The organism is Neobacillus drentensis (assembly GCF_036965645.1).
Lineage (GTDB): Bacteria > Bacillota > Bacilli > Bacillales > Cytobacillaceae > Neobacillus > Neobacillus drentensis_D.
Genome location: NZ_JBALPZ010000052.1, coordinates 3435 through 5442, shown reverse-complemented (window position 1 = coordinate 5442; position 2008 = coordinate 3435). Strand labels below are relative to the sequence as shown.

3 protein-coding genes are annotated in these 2008 nt (G+C 32.2%); 1 reads left to right on the top strand and 2 read right to left on the bottom strand.

Annotated features, from left to right (window positions below; translation table 11 throughout):
- Window positions 1–316 precede the first annotated feature (316 nt).
- Complete coding sequence (locus V7266_RS10995) at window positions 317–550, bottom strand: cation transporter dimerization domain-containing protein (protein WP_335467934.1); 234 nt, start codon at window positions 548–550, stop codon at window positions 317–319.
- 711 nt (window positions 551–1261) lie between these two features.
- Window positions 1262–1546 (bottom strand): hypothetical protein, encoded by a 285-nt coding sequence (locus V7266_RS10990; RefSeq protein ID WP_335467933.1) that lies wholly within the window; start codon window positions 1544–1546, stop codon window positions 1262–1264.
- Window positions 1547–1801: 255 nt separating this feature from the next.
- Between V7266_RS10990 and V7266_RS10985 the strand changes: the two genes are divergently transcribed.
- Window positions 1802–1930, top strand: a complete 129-nt coding sequence (locus V7266_RS10985) for a YjcZ family sporulation protein (protein ID WP_205181366.1) — start codon at window positions 1802–1804, stop codon at window positions 1928–1930.
- The last annotated feature ends 78 nt before the right edge of the window (window positions 1931–2008 follow it).

Genomic DNA, 2008 nt, shown 5'->3' with positions numbered 1-2008 from the left:
CGCTAAAACCTAGCCTAAATAGCTAGGTTTTTTTATGTATATCTTAATGGACTAAACTGGTCCGTTAGCTCTTAAAAGATTTTTAAGGAGGCATTGTTAAATAGAAAAAGACTCGGCAAGATGCTGAATCTTTTTCTTAGGGGTTTGGTGAAAAGGATTGCAATTGTCCTAGTTTGCAAAATTTATCATACTGGTTAATTGTGAAAAACCTATGATCAAAGTATTACAATACATTTAATTATTTTAGAATAATAGCGTTTTAAAATTTTTTTAATGTAATAATCCTTTGTTTTCAACTACCTAGCAGATTTGAAAATTAATTTTGATAGTAAGGATTTAGGTGAATAAGTACCTCTTCAATATTATCATGTTTTTTCATTAGCTCGTGTTTGATTTCTCTGGTAAGATCATGTCCCTCTTTAATCGTTTTCTCGTGATCGATTGAAATTCGAAGGTCCACTAATATATAGTGGCCATGCTCCCTTGCTCTAACCCTATCGATTCGTTTAACATCTGGAAATGATGAAATTATCATACGGTAGTCCACCATTATTTCAGAATCTATATTCCTTTCGAGTAAAATATCAAAGGATTCTTATAACATAATAATATTGTGAAATTTCCTGGATCCCTTCTTAACACTAGGTATCTTTATTGGACTTGAACTTTTTAATAAATTGATTCATAAAAGGTGTAATTTCTTTAAATGTTGGTTTATATTGTTTAGCTGTGGTAAAAAACATATCGATTGTTTCTATAAGCAACTCAAAATCCACATTGTTCACAATATCTTCTCTCTTATTGGGAGGAATTTGAGTGCTAGTCCAAGGTGCTTTTCCCCTATTGCCTAAAATCCAATCGTCGAACCGATTTATTTTCCTTTCGAAAGATAAATGTTCTTATTATTCGGGCATATTGCCTTTTTTGTAAGTTTCTCTGTGCTTGCTATTTCCAACCATTAATTTTGAAAACGGGTTAATTTCTTCAATCGGATCCTGTTCAAGTTTATTATCTTTCTCCACCAAAACATTTCATTCTTCTTCCTTTCTTTATTCTTCTTTTTAATAAAATATGATTGGTTTTATATCAGGGTGTGGACACATATATAAAATTCGATGGGTATTGGAAATGAATAATAACAAGGAGAGAATAAATAATCTGTCTTTGTTCCTCAAAATTTTAATATCTTATTCGGATTTTCAGTCATATCAAAACCTTTTATTAATAAAAAGAACCCTGAAGGACGCTATTCAAACGTCTTTTAGGGTTTTGGTGAGTCAATCCTCTTACCATCTTTTGTTGTATTCATTACATAATATAACGCTGTACACAATCTTGCTTCGACATATTCTAAAGGATTGTGAATGACAATTTCACCAGCGAGTCTTTCTTGTTCCATTTTGGCAAACATTGATAAAGCCCTAGCAGTTAAATCTAAAGCCCTTTTTAACCTATAAGTGTCATTATCATAGTCTTTGTCATTTGCTTGTTTTGAAATTTCATCTGCTATTCTAATGATTTCCTCAATTCCTTGATAGTCGGTCAATTTAACCACCTCCCAATAAATATTATTGAATTGTGATTTACTTTATTACTACATAATCTTCACCACTTGTCTCACCATTTTTTGAAACCCTGATAAGTGGCCTTTATTTGTTTTATGATCAACCAATTTTTGTCTTTTCACTTAGGCGAATAATCGAATTTTCTAAATGGAAGATATTTGTCCAATCGATTCTTGTCTTAGTAAATATATATATAGTGATATAACTTTCTTACAATCCTATAGGTGGTGAAAAATATGGGCTTCGGTTACGGATGTGGCTATGGCGGCTTCGGTTATGGGGGATTTTACGGCGGCAGTACTTTTGTTTTAATCGTAGTATTGTTCATCCTTCTTATCATTGTGGGGACTGCTTTCGTCTATTAATACTGCTTAAAAGTAAGTGGAGGTGTTATAAATGAGCGACGGCGGACATGGAAATTCGTTTGCGTTAATCGTAGTATT